Here is a 15,013-nt window from a genome sequence, read left to right as displayed (position 1 = left end):
GGGTCGGGCCGGCGCGCCGCCGCCCGATCGGGTCCGGATCGAATTCGACCGCGCATGGTCTAGCCCCCGCTCCGGAGACGAGACAATCGGCCTCGTCCACAACCACACGGATTGGCCGCCGAGATCGGCGGGCATCCCGGCGCCGCGGATGCTCCCGCGGCGCGGCGAAAACACGGCAGCGCTCCTTGTTTAGATCAATTCCAGAGTATAGATTGGAATGGATCAAAAGAAGGAGCTTCCCATGGCTGCCGCTCTCAACAGCGCTGCCGAACTGCACGCCGAAGCGCGCCGCGCCTTCGTGCTGCGCTACGTGCAGCCCGGCCTCGCCGGCCTGATCGACGGCTCGGTCTCGACCCTCGCGCCGATCTTCGCGGCGGCGTTCGCCACGGGTCACAACGGCGCGACCTTCCTGGTGGGGCTCGCGGCCTCGGTCGGCGCCGGCATCAGCATGGGGTTCACCGAGGCCCTGTCGGACGACGGCGCCGTCACGGGCCGCGGCGACCCGTGGCTGCGCGGCCTGGTCTGCGGGGCGATGACAACCCTCGGCGGCCTCGGCCACACGCTGCCCTACGCGATCCCCGACACGCTCCCGGCCGGCTGGCCGAACCCGTTCGTCCTGGCGACGAGCCTCGCGATCCTGGTGGTGATCGTGGAACTCGCCGTCATCGCGGCGATCCGCACGCGCTTCATGGCGACGCCGTTCTGGCGCGCGGCCCTGCAGGTCATGCTCGGCGGCGCGCTGGTGCTGGTCGTCGGGATGCTGATCGGAAGCGCTTGACGGGACGCGCCGCGCCCGCGATGCGGGGCGCCTTTCCCCGTGTCGAGGGTGACCACCGGCGTTGACCTTCCGCCTCGCCCATCTCAGCGACCCGCATGTCGGCCCCCTCGGCCGGGTGCGCCTCCGCCAGCTCATCGGCAAGCGCGCCACCGGCTACGCCAACTGGCGGCGCGGGCGCTCGCGCAGCCACGACATGACCGTGCTGGAGGCGCTGGTCACCGACCTGAAGGCGCAGGGCGCCGGGCACGTGGCCTGTACGGGCGACCTGTGCAACATCGGCCTGCCCAGCGAGTGGGAGACCGCCCGCACCTTCCTGGAGGCTCTGGGCTCCCCCGAGGCGGTGAGCTTCGTGCCGGGCAACCACGACGCCTATGTCCGCGGCTCCCTGGAGGGCCTGCTCGCCGCCTGCGGCCGCTACACGGGAGACGATTCGGGCTCGTGGGGCCACTTCCCGTACCTGCGGCGGCGCGGGCCCCTGGCCCTGGTCGGCCTGTCCAGCGCGATCCCGACGAAGCCCTTCGTGGCGACCGGCCGCCTCGGCGCGTCGCAGCTCGCCGCGGCCGAGACCCTGCTCCGCGCCCTGGCCACCGAGCCCGGTCGGCCGTTCCGGGTGGTGATGATCCACCATCCGCCGCAGCCCGGCGGAGCCTCGCCGGGGCGCGAGCTCAAGGACGCGGCGGCGTTCACCGCGATGGTCGCGCGGGCCGGCGCGGACCTGATCCTGCACGGTCACAATCACGTCACCAGCACCGCCCGGATCGCGGGGCCGGACGGGCGGACCGTTCCGGTCATCGGCGCCCCCTCCGCCTCGGCGCGCCCGGACGGGCACGGGGCGATCGCGTCGCGCCGGGCCTCCTACCTGCTGTTCGAGATCGGCCGGGCGGAACAGGGCTACGCGGTCACGGCCCGCCGGCGGGGCCTCGACGCGTCGGGCACCGTGACCGACCTCGGCACGCTGGACCTCGACGCGCCGGATCGCGCCTGAGGGCGCGACCCGGCGCGGCCGCGATCACGGCCGTGCCGGGTCAATGTTCAGCACGGATGCGGTTCAGATGCCGGCGACCGCGAGGTCGGCGCGCTGCTGTCGGCTGAGACTTGCTTCGTAGCGCTCGGCCTGGAGGCGGGTGAGACCGCATATCAACGCGAGTGTCCCGCGATACACGGTATAGGTGCCGTCGTGAGTCGGCCTGACGCGAATCACCTCTGCCATGGGAGCCTGCCTTATGCTGGAGGTTGCCTGCTTTCGTCTGAGGAAATCGTCCCTTCTCGCTGGATTGGCCGGTCGAACGCGCGAACGAGGGCGAGGTTAACAGTCGTTCCGAGGGTGGCAAGGGTCGTATACGTCGAAATGCTTAGGCCCTTCCGCTGCAATGCGGCAAAGCCTTGGCCGGGCTCGCGATCCGCGGATGCGCAAAAAAGCGGCCGGCGTCTTGCATTTTGAATATGCTGCGCGCGCCGGCCGAGAGCCGCTCGGGCGGTGCGAATCGTAGGATGGATCCCGCCCGTCCGGGCGCGCGAAAGGAACACCCATGCAGCTCTGGCGTCTCACGGCGACCGACCTCGCGGCCCTGATCCGCTCCGGCCAGGTCTCGGCCCGGGAGGCCGCGCGGGACGCCCTCGACCGGCTCGAGGCCGTCAACGGGCGCATCAACGCCGTGGTCGAGCATCGCCCCGAGGACGTGCTGGCGCAGGCGGAGGCGGTGGACGCCGCCCGCGCGCGCGGCGAGGCCCCCGGGCCGCTGGCGGGGGTACCGGTCACCATCAAGGTCAACGCCGACCAGCGCGGCTTCGCGACGACGAACGGCCTGCGCCTCCAGCGCGACCTCGTGGCGACGGACGACAACCCCGTCGTCGCCAACCTGCGCCGGGCCGGCGCCGTGCTGCTCGGGCGGACCAACACGCCGGCCTTCTCGCTCCGCTGGTTCACCACCAACCAGCTCCACGGGGACACCAAGAACCCCCGCGACCCGGCGCTGACGCCCGGCGGCTCCTCCGGCGGCGCCGGCGCCGCGGTGGCGGCCGGGATCGGGGCGATCGCGCACGGCACCGACATCGCCGGCTCGGTGCGCTACCCGGCCTACGCCTGCGGGGTGCACGGGCTGCGCCCGAGCCTGGGCCGGATCCCGGCCTGGAACGCGTCCTCGCCCGAGCGCGGCATCGGCCCCCAGCTGATGGCGGTCTCCGGTCCGCTCGCCCGCAGCATCGCCGATGTGCGCCTCGGCCTCGAGGTCATGGCGGCGCCCGACCCGCGCGACCCGTGGTGGGTGCCGGCACCGCTGGACGGGCCGCCGGTCGCGCGCAAGGTCGCCCTCTGCATGCGGCCCGGGGGACTCGCCACCGCACCGGAAGTGGAGACCGCCCTGCGCGAGGCCGCGCGGCGCCTCGTCGAGGCCGGGTGGGCGGTCACCGAGATCGCCGACACCCCGCCGATCCGGGAGGCCAGCGAACTCCAGCTCCAGCTCTGGCTCGGCGACGGCTACGCGGCGGTCCGGGCCGCGGCCGAGCGGGAAGGGGATCCGGCGGCGATCGGTCTCCTGGAGAGCTTCCGGCCGCGGGCCGAGGCGATGGCGCCCGACGCCATCGCGCGGGCGCTGACGCGGCGCGCGACGCTGGCGCGGGAATGGGCGCTGTTCCTCGCCGAGAACCCCGTGCTGCTGGTCCCGGTGTCGGGCGAGCTGCCCTTCCCGGACGGGCTCGACCGCACCGGCGATGCCGGGATCGCCCGGGCCTTCGAGGCGAACCTGCTGCAGGTCGGGCTGGCGCCGATCGGCGTCCCGGCGCTCACGGTGACGACCGGCCTCGTCGGGCGCACGCCCGTCGGCGTCCAGCTGGTCGCGGCCCGCTACCGCGAAGACCTCTGCCTCGCGGCCGGCGCGGCGATCGAGGCCGGCGGCGTGCCGGAGATGCCGGTCGACCCGGCCTGACGCGGAATCGCCTCCGCCGGAACCGAACCGTGGCGGCCCCGCTTTTACAACCATTGGTTGCAGAGAGCGCGGCATGGAGCGCGGCATGTCGATGATCGCTACCGGCGGGTGCCTCGGAAGCACCCTGACCTGTCTGCTGGCCTTGCCGTCGGGGCCGCTCCTCGCCCTGGCGGGCTTCTTCGGCGGCGGCACGGCCGGGGGGCTCCTGGGCGCGCTGGCGGTCGCGGCCCTCGGCCGGGGTCGCGCCTGACCGCGGCGCGGCCGGGCTCACGCCCGGCCGGCGGCGCCGAGGCTGGCGAGCAGGGCCGCGAACAGCCGCGCCCGCCGCGGCAGGCTCTCGATCAGCACGTGCTCCTCCAGGGTGTGGTAGCCCTGGCCCAGAGGCCCGAGCCCGTCGAGGGTCGGGATGCCGTTGGCGCCGGTGAAGTTGCCGTCCGAGCCGCCGCCGGCGCTGCGATGCGGCAGGGGCTGCCCGAGCGCCTCGCTCAGCGCGCGCGCCCGCTCGTAGAGCGCCATGCAGCCGGCATCCGGCTCCCAGACCGGCCGGGTCACGCCCCGGGTCACGGTGAAGCGGACGCCGTCCTCCTCGCCCGACAGGGCCAGCATCCGCGCGACGCCGCGGTCGAGGTCGGCCTGCCGCTTCGCCATGCTGAGCGCCTGCCCGCGGCAGACGGTCGGGACGCAGTTCACCCACTGCCCGCCCGAGACGACCCCGGTCGAGACGGTGCAGTCGGCATCCGACAGCGCGTCGATGGCGAGGATCTTCCGCGCCATCGCGCGGATCGCCGAGCGCCCCTCGTGGGGCGAGGCGCCGGCGTGGCTCGGGCGGCCCAGGGCCTCGAGCTCGAAGCGGGCGATGGCGTAGCGCCCGGTGACGACCCCGTTCTCGGGCTGGCCGGGTTCGGGCACCAGCACGAAGGCGTGGCGGGCGGCCTCCGCCTCGATCAGGTCGCGGGTGGAGGGGCTGCCGACCTCCTCGTCGCCGGTGAACAGGACGGTCACCGGCAGCGGCGTCTCGATCCCGGCCGCCGCCAGGGCGCGGATCGCCGCCAGCGCGACGACGTTGCCGCCCTTCATGTCGAGGATGCCGGGACCGTAGGCGCGGTCGCCCTCGATCCGCCAGGGCAGGCTGCCGAGGGTGCCGACCGGATGCACCGTGTCGAGGTGGCCGAGCACCAGGATGCCGGGCGCGTCGCGGTCCCGGTGCGGGAACCGGGCGCGGACGCAGTCGCTCAGGCCCATGCGGCCCGGGATCGTCTCGACGGTGGCCCCGAGGAGCGCGAGATCGCGGGCGGCCACGCCCATCATGCGGTTGACCGCCGCCGTGTCGTGGGTCGGGCTCTCGCACAGGACCCAGGGTTCCAGGGTCGCGAGGATGTCGCGCGCGTCGAAGGGCAGGTCCGGGATCATCTCCGGGATCATCGGGCTTTCTCCTCGGCGAACGGATCGGCGACCCGCGGCCAGTAGAGGCCGGACCGCTTGGTGTAGGGGATCGCGCCGTAATCCGGCGGGACGGCGCCCGGCGCCGCGACGTAGCGGACCTCGCTCGCGATCGGCGCGAAGGCGGCGTAGAAGTGCTGCATCGACTTCACCACGACGATCCGCTTGTCGTCGAGGCTCAGGCCGAGGCCCGTGAACGCGTCGGGCGCGAAGGCCTGCTGGCGCTTGTGGGTCAGCACCACGTGGATCCCGTCCGCCTCCACCCACGCCGCGGGGCCGAGATGGGCCCGGCCGCCGCTGAGGCCGGTCTGGCTGTGGTCGTCCGAAAGGCCGCGGACCGTGACGCGCAGGTCCACCGGGTTCCCGGAGGTCACGCCGCACTTGCCGCCGATCCGCAGGGTGAAGGTCGCCCCGAGGCCGGCCTCGTGGCAGATGCCGACCGCGCCGGGATCCCAGATCAGGCCGAGCGCCACGTCCGCGATGCCCCGCTCGGCGAGGCGGGCGAGGATCGCGGTGTTGTCGGAGGGGGCGCCCGCGCCGGCATTGTCGGCGAAGTCGGCGAGCACCATCGGGCGCGGGTCGTCGGAAGCGAGGGCGCGGTCGATCGCCGCGTCGATCGTGTCGCAGCGGCTCGCCGCCTCCTCCCGCATGGCCCAGACGGCGCCGGCCAGCTCGTCGGCCAGCGCCTGCGCCCGGGCGGCATCGCCGTCGGCGACGACCAGCATCTTGGCGCCCACATCCGCCACGTCGCCCCAGGGGAAGCCGTGCCCGAATGAGACCGACAGGATCCCGTCGCGCCCCTCCAGCGCCTCCATCCGGCGCACGAAGCCCGCGACCGGCTCGCGGCTGGTGCGCCACATATTGACGATCCGGCAGTCGGCGTAGGCCATCACCGGCCGGATGTCCTTCGACACGGTCCGGACGACCAGCGGATACAGGTCGCGGGCGCGGTCGACGATGTCGGTGTGCGGGTATTCCTTGTAGATCACGATGACGTCGGCGCTGGTCCGCATCGTCTCGGTGAGGTGGCAGTGGAGATCGAGCTCGACGCCGATCGTGGCGTCCGGGCCGACGACGGCGCGGACCCGCTCCAGGGTGTCGCCCTCGCAGTCGTCGTACCCCTCGGCCACCATGGCGCCGTGCATGAACAGCAGCACCGCGTCGACCGGCATCGCGGCCTCCAGGTCCTCCAGCAGGGCGTCGCGCAGCTCCTCGTAGACGCCCCGCAGGGTGATCCCGCCGGGCTGCGCGAAGGTCGAGAGGCTCTCGACGACCGTATGCCCGTCCGCCTCGGCCATCGCGCGCCAGGCCTTGAGGCCGATATTGCTGAGGCTCGGCGGGTTCCGGCTGCCGTCCCGGCGGGCGTAGTCGGCGTGGAACGCCGACCGTCCGGTGGGCAGCGGCGCGAAGGTGTTGGTCTCGGTGGCGAGGCCGGCGATGAAGATCTTCAAGGTCCTGTCCCAATCCGTCCCGGCCGCCGGGTCAGGCGGGGCTCGGGGTCAGCGTGATGACCGTCTCGGTCGCCGCGTCCACGGCCGCGCGGCCGTAGAGCATCGGCACGTAGTCCTGGCGCCCCCAGACCGGGGCCAGGTCGGCGTAGTGCGGACTTCCCGGGTCTCCCGACTGGCCCGGCACGTTGATGAAGACCGAGCGGTCCCAGTCCCCGACGTCCACGACCATGCGGAACGAGGCGCCGTGGGTGAGCCGGAACGTGTCGGTCCGGTACTCCGCGTGCATGACCGATGCCGCGGCGCCGCCCACCGGCAGCGGGCCGACGTCCCAGCCGGATCCGGGCGCCAGGGCCGTCAGCGGATGCGCGAACAGCGCGTGGTGCAGGCGGCCCCAGGACCAGTGCGCCGGGTCGGCGCCCATCCGCTCCCGGCAGGTGCGAAGGCCGGCGCCGAGGGCGTCGCTGATCAGGCCGGCGCGCGTCGCCGGGTCGAGACCGGTCTCCAGCCGCTCGAGCAGGCTCTGCGTGTCGCCGGGCGGCAGGAGGCGGCGCGTGCCGGCATCGGGCACGAGCGCCGCGAGCAGGGCCGGGCGCAGGTGCCGGACCCAGACCACCTCGATGAGGGCGGCCGCCGCGGAGCCGTGGTGCAGCGCGCCGTCGAACGCGGCCAGCACGGCCCGGGCCGCGGCGGCGTCGGGATCGTCCGCCGCCGGCAGGGCGCGCACCAGGTCGGCCAGCCGCCGGGCCGGCTCGGAGACCACGTCGCCCTGGAGCGCCCGCGAATCCGCGAGGCTGTGCCGGTCCTGCCCGCCGAGGACGGCCCGGATGCGGCGGGCCCGCCAGGGCTCGGCCCACTCGAACCCGACCCTCCGGTCCTCCGCGGGATAGTCCGGCGGCAGGTTCATCTCGTTGGCGGTGGCGAGCCAGCCCGCTTCCGGATCGACGCTCCGGGGCAGGGCGCCGGGATCGTGGAAGCCGGCCCAGTCGTACCGCCCGTCGCCCGGCACCGGCAGCAACCCGTCATGGCCGGGCCGCACCGGCGCCTTGCCGGCCATGAACCACGCGATCCGCCCCGCCGCGTCGGCGTAGAGCTGGTTCACCGAGGGCGCCGACCAGTGGCGCAGGGCCTCGCCGAAGGCCTCGGGCGTCGTGGCGCCGAGATAGGCGAGGCTGCCGAGATAGGCGGCAGCGCCGGGCTCCGTCCAGACGGTCCGCAGCGCGAAGGCGCGGCCCCTCTCCTCGCGGAGGACCGGCCCGTGCCGGGTGAAGCCGAGGATCACGGTCTCGTCCGGCCCGCCGCGCACCGGGATCCGCTCCGCGACGCGCGCGATCGGTTCCCAACCGTCGCCGGAGCGGTAGCGGTCGGGATCGGCCGGGTCGGTCTCGCAGACGAACAGGTCCTCCTGATCGATCGGCGCGATGGTGAGGCTGAAGGCGGCGTGGCCGTTATGGCCGATGGAGATGCCGGGCAGGGCCGGCTCGCCGGCCCCGATCACGTCGAGTCCCGGCGCGGTGAGGTGGACGGCGTAGCGCAACGAGGGCTGCAGGTAGACCCGGTGCGGGTCGCTCGCCAGGATCGGCCGGCCGGTGGCGGTGCGGGCTGGCCCGACCACCCAGTTGTTCGAGCCCTCGGCCGGCTCCTTCGGCGCGCTGCGGGGACCGCGCGTGACGGTCCCGTGCGCGTCGACCCTCGACCAGTCCCAGGCCTCCGCGCGGGTCGCCGCCACCCGGTCCGGGCCGAACCCGACCGGCGCGGTGGCGAGACGGAAGGCATCGAGGAGGTCGTCCGGCCAGTCGGCGGCGTCGAGGCCGTCCGGGACGACCGGCTCATGGGGCGGGCTGATCCGCTTGCGCAGATCGTCCGTGGCGAGCCCGTCCGCCGGGCTGCGACCGCGGGCGAGGACCCGCGCGCGGGCGACCTCGGACAGGACGTTGCGGATCAGCGCGTGGCTGCGGATGCGCACCACGTCCTCCGGCTGCCACAGGGCCGGGCGCGTGCCCGTCAGGGCGAATTCCGGCGGACGCAGGTCGGGCCGCGCCTCGGCGAGGGCGACGTAGGCGTTGATCCCCGACACGAAGGCGGCGACGATGGCCCGCGTGTCCTGCGGCCCGTAGGCCGCCCACTCGGCCGCCATGTCGCCGCGGTAGAGGAACAGCCGGGCGGCCCGGTCCTGGGCGAGGTAGCCCGGTCCGAAATCCGCCGCCAGCAGGCCGAGCCCGCGCTTGCGCCACAGGTCGAGCTGCCAGAGCCGGTCCCGCGCCGCGTTGAACCCCTGCGCGCGGAAGGCGTCGAGCGCGGTGCCGGCGCGGATATGCGCCAGCCCCCAGCGGTCGACGCGGATCTCCACCGGCCCGTCGAGGCCGGGGAGAGCGTAGGTCGCCACGCTCACAGAGCCACTTCGATGAGGTGCGGTCCCGGGTTGGCCAGCGCGTGCTGGAACGCCTCGATGAAGTCGGGCAGGGTCTCGACCCGCCGCCCCGCGACGCCGAAGCCGCGGGCGAGGCTCACCCAATCCACGGCCGGATCGTCGAGGCTCAGCATGCCCAGCGCCTTCGGGCCGGGATTGAGCGCGCCGACATTGGTGAGTTCCGCCCGCAGGATCGCGTAGGAGCGGTTCGACCAGACGAGCGTCACCACGTCGAGGTGCTCGCGCGCCTGGGTCCAGAGCGCCTGCACCGTGTAGAGCCCGCTGCCATCGGCCTGCAGGTTGATGACCTTGCGGTCGGGGCAGGCCACGGCCGCGCCGGTCGCCATCGGGATGCCGAGGCCGATCGAGCCGCCGCTGAGCTGGAGCCAGGTGTGGGGCGCGGCGTCCCGGGTCAGGGCGAAGAAGTTGCGGCCCGTGGTGATCGACTCGTCGCAGATCACCGCGCCCTCGGGGATCAGCGCGCCGAGCACCTGCCCGATCGTGTCCTGGTCGAGGGGACCGGAGGTCGGGAGCTTCGGCCGCGGCCCGACAGCGACCGGCTCGGCGGGCGGGGCCGCGACGGCCTCGGCGAGCCGCTCCAGGGCGTCGATCTGGTCCTCCTCGGGCGTGGCCAGCGTGATCGTGGTGCTGCCCTCCGGCGCCAGCAGGCTCGGCTTGCCCGGGTAGGCGAAGAAGCCGACCGGCGGGGTCGCGCCGATCAGGACGATGTGGCGGAAGTCCTTGAGCGCCGCGATCCCCTGGTCGATCGGGTAGGGGAGGCGCTCGATCGGCACGGTGCCGGCGCCGCGGTCGATCCGGGCGTTCGAGGTCATCGCCATCAGCCGGGCGCCGGTCTTGCGGGCGATCCGGTCGGCGATCACCCGGCCCTCGCCGCGCACGGCCCGGTCGCCGAGATGCAGGAGCACGGGCTCGCCGCTCTGCAGGGCCCGCACGGCCGCCGCGATCGCGTCGTCGCTCGCCCGCGCCCGCTCGGGGATCGGCGGCACCGGCTCGGGGCCGGTGCCGGGATCCCAGGCGGTGTTGGCCGGCAGGATCAGGGTCGCGACCTGACCCGGGGCGGTGCGGGCGGCCGCGATGGCGGCGGCGCCGTCGGAGCCGATCTCGGTCGCGCTCATGCCGGTCCGCACCCAGGAGGACATCGGGTGGGCCAGCCCCTCGATGTCCGAGGTGAGCGGCGCGTTGTACTCCCGGTGGTAGGTCGCGTGCTCGCCGACGATGTTGACGACGGGCGTGCGCGCCTTCTTGGCGTTGTGGAGGTTGGCCAGCCCGTTGGCGAGGCCGGGCCCGAGATGGAGCAGGGTCGAGGCCGGCTTGTCGGCCATGCGGGCGTAGCCGTCGGCGGCGCCGGTCGCCCCGCCCTCGAACAGGAACAGGACGCAGCGCATGCCCTCGACGCGGTCGAGGGCGGCGACGAAGTGCATCTCGGAGGTGCCGGGATTGGTGAAGCAGACCTCGACGCCGCCCTCCACCAGGGTCCGGACCAAGCTCTCGGCCCCGTTCATGGCGCGCGGCGTCTCGTCGGTCACGGGCGTCTCCTTCAGGGGCCGGCCGTCCCGGCTGGCGACTCGCATTTTGTATTATCGTGACGCAGCCGGCGCCACGCGCAAGAGGCGACGTCCGGCATCTTCTGTTCGCCGAACGCAGGGCCTAAGCCTGGGCGTGGCGCGGGAATTGCGGTTGGCGCGCCGCAACTTCGACGATTGGGATCCGGATGACATTTCGCCGCCTGATTGCCGCCGCCCTGGCGGGTACCGTGGCCCTGACGGGGTCGGCCAGCGCCGAGAGCGTCCTGCGCATCGCCATGACGGCGAGCGACATCCCCACCACGACGGGCATGCCCAACAACGGCTTCGAGGGGATGCGCTTCCTCGGCTACCCGATCTTCGAGGGGCTGGTGCAGTGGGACCTCAAGAGCACCACCAAGCTGGCCGGCATCATCCCGGCGCTGGCCGAGCGCTGGGAGCAGGATCCGAACGACAAGGCGGTCTGGACCTTCCACCTGCGCCAGGGCGTGAAGTTCCACGACGGGACGCCGTTCAACGCCGACGCGGTGATCTGGAACCTCGACCGCTACTTCAAGAACGACAGCCCGCAGTTCGAGCCGCAGGGCGCCGGCATCTCCCGGGCCCGGGCGCCGCTGGTCGGAAGTTACAAGAAGGTCGACGATTCGACCGTGCAGATCACCACCACCCAGGTCGCCTCGTACTTCCCCTACATGGTGGTCTACCTGCTCTTCACCTCGCCCGCCTCCTTCGAGAAGGCCGGGCGCGACTGGAGCAAGGTCGCGGCGCTGCCGGCGGCCGGTACGGGCCCGTTCAGGATCACCCGCGTGGCCCCGCGGGAGGCGGTCGATCTCGCCAAGTTCGACGGCTACTGGGATCCGAACCGGATGGCCAAGGTCGACAAGGTCCGGCTGCTGCCGATCCCGGAGGCGAATGCCCGCGTCGCCGCCCTGCGGGCCGGCCAGGTCGACTGGATCGAGGTGCCGGCGCCCGACGCGATCCCGTCGCTGAAGCAGGCGGGCTTCACCATCACCACGGGCTCGTACCCGCACGTCTGGCCCTACTTCTTCAACATGGGCGCCAAGGACAGCCCGCTGAAGGATGTGCGCGTCCGGCAGGGCCTGAACTACTGCATCGACCGGGCCGGCATCGTCGAGCTCCTCAACGGCACCGCCGAGCCGGCGAGCGGATGGCTGAACGACAAGGACCCGAATTTCGGCAGCCCGAAGAATCGCTACACCTTCGACGCCGCCAAGGGGAAGGCGCTGCTCGCCGAGGCCGGCTACACCGACAAGAAGCCGCTGAGCCTCAAGGTGATGATCTCCTCCTCCGGCTCGGGGCAGATGCTGCCGATGCCGATGAACGAATACCTGCAGGAGAACCTGAAGCAGGCCTGCAACGTCGATCTCACCTTCAACGTGGTCGAGTGGCAGGTCCTCCTGAACGCCGGCCGGGCTCTCCCCGACGCCCCGAGCCTCCAGGGCGCGATGGCGCTCAACGTCTCCTCGCCCTCGTCGGACGCCGCCGTGATGGCGCGCTACTTCGCGGGCGACCGGTTCCCGCCGAACGGCTTCAACTTCCCCACCTGGAAGGACGACCAGTTCGACGCCGCCCTCAAGGCGCTCGCCGAGACCACCGACGCGAAGGTGATCGACGCGCAGACCAAGGCCGCCCACGAGCGCCTCGTGGACGATCCGCCGTGGCTGTTCGTCGTCCACGACCTCAATCCCCGCGGGATGTCCAAGAAGGTCCAGGGATTCGTCTCGCCGCAATCCTGGTTCGTCGACCTCACCCTCGTCAGCGTGCAGTAGAACCCATGTCCGACATCGATCCCGTACATGCCTCCGCGGCCGAGCTCGCCCGGTCGCTCCAGGCGCGGACCCTCTCGCCGGTCGACGCCGTCGAGGCCCTCCTCGGCCGGATCGAGCGGCTGGAGCCGAGGCTCCAGGCCTTCACGGAGGTCTTCGCCGCCGACGCCCGCCTCGCCGCCGAGGGGGCCGACCGGGCGATCCGGTCGGGCCACGCCGTGGGGCCGCTCCACGGCGTCCCCGTCGTGCTCAAGGACCTGATCGACCTGGAGGGCCGGATCACCATGGGCGGCTCGGCCGCCCACCGGGCGCGCCGGGCCGAGCGCACCGCGACGATCGCCCGGCGCCTCATCGGCCAGGGCATGATCGTGCTCGGCAAGACCCACACGGTCGAGTTCGCCTACGGCGGCTGGGGCACGAACCAGCATCTCGGCACGCCGTGGAATCCCTGGGATCCGGAGACGCCGCGCACCCCCGGCGGGTCGAGCAGCGGCACCGGCGTGTCGGTGGCGGCCCGGATGGCGCCCTGGGGCATCGGCACCGACACCGGCGGCTCGGTGCGCCTGCCGGCCTCGTTCTGCGGGCTGACGGGCCTCAAGGTGACGGTCGGGCGCGTCTCGACCTGGGGGATCGTGCCGCTCTCGATGACCCTCGACACGCCCGGGCCGCTGGCCCGCACCGTGGAGGACACCGCGCTGCTCTACGAGGCGATCTCCGGCCCCGATCCCCGCGATCCGACGACCCGCGGGGTGGCGCCGGACGCGCCCTGGCCGGCGCTGAACCGCGGAGTCCGCGGCCTGCGCCTCGGCCGGATGCCGGACTCGGAGCGGGACGGGGTCGCCCCCGACATGCTGGCCGCCTACGACGCGGCCCTCGACCTCCTGGCCGGTCAGGGCGCCGAGATCGTCGACGTCGCCCTGCCGTTCCGCTTCAGCGACTGCGTGGCCATGAGCCAGATCACCAACGCGGAGGCCTACTTCGTCAACGGGACCCTGGCGGAGGATCCCTCCGCAGAGCTCGGCGACGCCGTCCGGGCGCGGATCCTGGCCGGCGCGAACGTCTCGGCCCAGGAGTATCTCGGCACGCTCCACCGCCGGGCCGCGATGAAGCAGCAGTACGACGCCGCCCTCGCGGGCATCGACGCCCTCCTGACGCCGACCACGGAGAGCGCGGCCGTCGCGCTCGACGCCGTCGACGAGGCGCACCTGCCGTCGCGCTTCACCCGGTTCGGCAACCTGCTCGACCTCTGCGCCCTGGCGCTGCCGAACGGCTTCACCGCGTCCGGGCTGCCGCTCTCGCTGCAGATCGTCTGCCGCGGCTACGAGGAGACGACGGCCCTGCGGATCGGACAGGCCTACCAGAGGGTGACGGACTGGCACCTGCGTCGGCCCCCGGTCTGAGACTCGCGAGGCTCTCGCCTCCGGCGTCCGCCGATGGTGAGGCGGGATCCGCGGTCCCGTCACGCCCGCCAGAAGGTCAACAGCCACCAGATGCCCGTCAGTGCGGACCAGATCGATCGCACCGCTCTGACGATTTCGTTGATCCTGAAGTACTCCATGAGGAAGGCGCCGAGGAAGACACCATAGAGGGCGGCAACAACCGTGGCCGTGGCCGACGAGAGGATCCCGAGCCCCCAGACCGCGGCGGCGACGGCGAGGCCGAAGGCGCACAGACCGAAGGCGAGGAAGACCGGATGCTTCGCGCACCACGCCGCCACCCGGCCGTTCTCTGCTGACAAGTGTTGCATGGGCCCACCTCGAATCGATGACTGACATCGATCCTACAGGCCGCGACTTCCGGCCATCGTGAGGACGCGCACAGGACCGGCGCAGGTCCTGCGGTTGATCCACGTCCAGGGTGCGGCGGCGCCGGAACGCGTCGCGCCCCGCGCCGGAACGAGGCCGCGTCAGGCCGTGCCGCCGGGGGCTCGGCCGATCACGCGGCCGGAGCCTGCCCAGCCACGACGACACCGAGGGTATCGAGGAGCGACGACCGGGCCCGGCTCACGCGGCTCTTCACGGTGCCGACCTGGCAGCCGAGCATGATCGCGGCCTCCTCGTAGGTGTGGCCCTCGGCGCCCACCAGCAGCAGCGCTTGGCGCTGCGCCGACGGCAGGTCGCCGAGACGCTCCCAGACGACCTTGAGGGTGCTGGCATCCTCCTGGTCGGACGGGCTGGTCATCTGACCGGCATGCGTCCCGTCCACGTCCTCCACCTCCCGCCGCGTCTTGCGCAGATCGGTGTAGAACTGGTTGCGCAGGATCGTGAACAGCCACGCGGTGAAGTTGGTGCCGGGCCGGAACCGCTCCTGGTTCGCCCAGGCCTTCACGAAGGTCTCCTGCACCAAGTCGTCGGCGCGGCTCACGTCGCCCACGAGCGACAGGGCGAAGGTGCGCAGGGCCGGCAGCGCCTTGATGATGTCGCCGCGGAAGTCGAAGGGCACCGTCTCCCCGTGCGCCGTGACCGCCGCCTCGAAGCGCGATACCAGCGCGGCGAGCTGCGCCGGCAGGGGCTCCAGCTCGACGACCTTGAAATACTCCCGGATCGGCAGGGCGAGGTGCTGGCCGATGGACGCGGCGTAGCCGGCCCCGTCCCGGGTGCCCGCAGTTGCATCTGGCCGGTCCGCAACGTCCTCAGTCATGAACGTTTCCGCCTCCCACGCTGGCATACTAGAATAGCTCTA

At 73.0% G+C, this 15,013-nt stretch carries 12 protein-coding genes and 1 pseudogene; 6 read left to right on the top strand and 7 right to left on the bottom strand.

Annotation, left to right across the window (positions count from 1 at the left end):
* Positions 1-262: 262 nt before the first annotated feature.
* Together ACTJK8_RS13565 and ACTJK8_RS13560 are read left to right on the top strand one after the other, a co-directional pair.
* Positions 263-778 (top strand): annotated as a pseudogene (locus tag ACTJK8_RS13565) (VIT1/CCC1 transporter family protein); the annotation flags it as partial.
* Positions 779-839: 61 nt separating this feature from the next.
* A complete protein-coding gene (locus ACTJK8_RS13560; RefSeq protein WP_043073219.1) occupies positions 840-1,763 on the top strand; it encodes a metallophosphoesterase family protein in 924 nt (307 codons plus the stop codon).
* Between the two features lie 63 nt (positions 1,764-1,826).
* On the opposite strand, the gene ACTJK8_RS13555 is transcribed toward ACTJK8_RS13560, so the two are convergent.
* Entirely contained in the window at positions 1,827-1,988 is a 162-nt protein-coding gene (locus ACTJK8_RS13555; protein ID WP_012317896.1) for a hypothetical protein, read from the bottom strand.
* Between the two features lie 319 nt (positions 1,989-2,307).
* Between ACTJK8_RS13555 and ACTJK8_RS13550 the strand changes: the two genes are divergently transcribed.
* Positions 2,308-3,702, top strand: coding sequence for an amidase family protein (locus ACTJK8_RS13550; RefSeq protein ID WP_440762066.1), 1,395 nt, complete (start codon positions 2,308-2,310; stop codon positions 3,700-3,702).
* 85 nt (positions 3,703-3,787) lie between these two features.
* Positions 3,788-3,952 carry a hypothetical protein gene (locus ACTJK8_RS13545; RefSeq protein WP_012317898.1) on the top strand — a complete coding sequence of 55 codons (165 nt, stop codon included), beginning with the start codon at positions 3,788-3,790 and terminating at the stop codon, positions 3,950-3,952.
* A 17-nt stretch (positions 3,953-3,969) separates the two neighbouring features.
* On the opposite strand, the gene ACTJK8_RS13540 is transcribed toward ACTJK8_RS13545, so the two are convergent.
* From ACTJK8_RS13540 to ACTJK8_RS13525, 4 genes are read right to left on the bottom strand one after another with little or no spacing between them, the layout of a single operon-like run.
* Positions 3,970-5,112 (bottom strand): M20/M25/M40 family metallo-hydrolase, encoded by a 1,143-nt coding sequence (locus ACTJK8_RS13540; RefSeq protein ID WP_440762081.1) that lies wholly within the window; start codon positions 5,110-5,112, stop codon positions 3,970-3,972.
* An 8-nt stretch (positions 5,113-5,120) separates the two neighbouring features.
* Positions 5,121-6,593, bottom strand: coding sequence for a M81 family metallopeptidase (locus ACTJK8_RS13535; RefSeq protein WP_012317900.1), 1,473 nt, complete (start codon positions 6,591-6,593; stop codon positions 5,121-5,123).
* 31 nt (positions 6,594-6,624) lie between these two features.
* Complete coding sequence (locus tag ACTJK8_RS13530; protein WP_440762065.1) at positions 6,625-8,982, bottom strand: penicillin acylase family protein; 2,358 nt, start codon at positions 8,980-8,982, stop codon at positions 6,625-6,627.
* Positions 8,979-10,523, bottom strand: a complete 1,545-nt coding sequence (locus ACTJK8_RS13525) for an acetolactate synthase large subunit (RefSeq protein WP_041372507.1) — start codon at positions 10,521-10,523, stop codon at positions 8,979-8,981. The genes ACTJK8_RS13530 and ACTJK8_RS13525 overlap by 4 nt, the downstream gene beginning before the upstream one ends.
* Before the next feature lie 209 nt (positions 10,524-10,732).
* On the opposite strand from ACTJK8_RS13525, the gene ACTJK8_RS13520 reads away from it, so the two are divergent.
* Positions 10,733-12,334 (top strand): ABC transporter substrate-binding protein, encoded by a 1,602-nt coding sequence (locus ACTJK8_RS13520; RefSeq protein ID WP_012317903.1) that lies wholly within the window; start codon positions 10,733-10,735, stop codon positions 12,332-12,334.
* A gap of 5 nt (positions 12,335-12,339) precedes the next feature.
* Positions 12,340-13,731 (top strand): amidase, encoded by a 1,392-nt coding sequence (locus ACTJK8_RS13515; RefSeq protein WP_024830904.1) that lies wholly within the window; start codon positions 12,340-12,342, stop codon positions 13,729-13,731.
* A gap of 59 nt (positions 13,732-13,790) precedes the next feature.
* Here the strand turns inward: ACTJK8_RS13515 and ACTJK8_RS13510 are convergent, their stop codons facing one another.
* Positions 13,791-14,078, bottom strand: coding sequence for a hypothetical protein (locus tag ACTJK8_RS13510; protein WP_024830903.1), 288 nt, complete (start codon positions 14,076-14,078; stop codon positions 13,791-13,793).
* Positions 14,079-14,266: 188 nt separating this feature from the next.
* Positions 14,267-14,971: a sigma-70 family RNA polymerase sigma factor gene (locus ACTJK8_RS13505; protein ID WP_012317906.1), complete on the bottom strand. Its 705-nt coding sequence runs from the start codon at positions 14,969-14,971 to the stop codon at positions 14,267-14,269.
* Positions 14,972-15,013: the final 42 nt, after the last annotated feature.

It is taken from the genome of Methylobacterium sp. 22177, from assembly GCF_052045615.1.
Classification (GTDB): Bacteria; Pseudomonadota; Alphaproteobacteria; order Rhizobiales; family Beijerinckiaceae; genus Methylobacterium; species Methylobacterium radiotolerans.
Note: the sequence above shows the minus strand (reverse complement) of the source record. Positions and strands in the feature narration are given on the sequence as shown.